We start from the raw sequence: 1,391 nt of genomic DNA on the forward strand, positions 1-1,391 counted from the left end.
TAATGCCAGTCAGTTAAGAAATTGACTGGCATTTTCTTGGGTATTTCAGTGGTTTACCTTTCACAACTCTTGGGCAACTTCTAACCCTCCTCTCAGGCAAAACATACCTCCTAGATTTCTCCAGTAAACTTTCTAGATGTTTGGGTAAATTCCCTGCGGAGTCTAAAGAGTCGAATCTTAATATATTAAGGATGCCGATAGATGCAATATGAAAGCTGATTCTCAAAGGACTGACTTTTGCACGTTGAGCCATATATTTCATTTGTCTTCTTAGAATATTATAAGCAATGAAGACACCCCATAATTCTTGATAAATTAAATCAGGTTGCTTGCTCCTCAAATGCTTACTTTCCTGTAAATCACTTTTGATTTCTCGGTAACACATTTCTATTTCCCAGCGCTGAGCATAAAGCTTTGCTAAGGCTAGCAGTGGATATATCTTTGAATCTATTAATGAAGTGATATAGCGTCTAATTTTTCCTGCCTGCTCAACTTCAATCAAACGCGCTTCCCAATAATCCCCTAATGTTGAATTCAGCTTCTTGGCTCTTGCTGATATTGGCATCCTGATATGAAAGTCATGCTGGGAATTACGCTTAATGATCTCATAGCGTAAATTATCTTTTGCGCGCATAAGCCAATGGCTTGCCTCTGCACGTGTTTGCCATCCTATTAGAAAATCAGCAGAAAAATAGGCTCGATCAAACAGAGTAATACTATGCGATGGAGGACATAATCGATTTGCCAGTGTAAGTTCACCTTGATCCATGCTACCTATTTGGGCATCAATGATTTCATGGGTGTTGGTATTCACCAGACAGGTTGCTCTCACTTGCGGATAAGGTGCTACCGCAGTTTTACCCTTAGATGAGCCAAAGTGTGCAAAATTCTCATCTGTATAAGGCATAGACCAAACCACCCCGTCAACAGCACATACACTAAGGCCATGAAAGTTTGAGTATTGCTGTTGGGATTCTTCAAACCAGGCTTGGCTGAGTAGAGAAAACAAGGCATTCAAGGGCTCTCGCCCTAAGCGTTGTCGTGCTTGTACTGCTGCACTGGGAACGCAATATTCTGTGGTACCAAACACAAGTTTTAGTTGCTCTACCACATACCCGATCGGTTGATCTCGAAACAGGGCAAGCCCAATCACCAGCCATACCACATGTTCGGCAGGTAATTTTCTTCTCCTGATAGAAGCCTTACCTGTTTGACGCAGGCTCTCTTCAATCCAATTTAAATCAATGAATTCACTGAAATGGCTAAGTGAAGGTAGAGAATGTTGAAGAGTACAATCTAAATTTTCAGATAAAGTCATAAAAAAATGAGCGTATTGGCATACACTCATTTTTACTACATTTTTCTAATGTCTGCTTAACTGACTGGCATTA

General features: G+C 40.5%; 1 protein-coding gene. It reads right to left on the minus strand.

Annotated elements, in window-relative coordinates; genetic code table 11:
• Positions 1 to 13 precede the first annotated feature (13 nt).
• Positions 14 to 1,318 carry an IS4 family transposase gene (locus G5T77_RS08835; protein WP_159124039.1) on the minus strand — a complete coding sequence of 435 codons (1,305 nt, stop codon included), beginning with the start codon at positions 1,316 to 1,318 and terminating at the stop codon, positions 14 to 16.
• Between the last annotated feature and the right edge of the window lie 73 nt (positions 1,319 to 1,391).

It is taken from the genome of Acinetobacter sp. GFQ9D191M (assembly GCF_011174875.1).
Lineage (GTDB): Bacteria > Pseudomonadota > Gammaproteobacteria > Pseudomonadales > Moraxellaceae > Acinetobacter.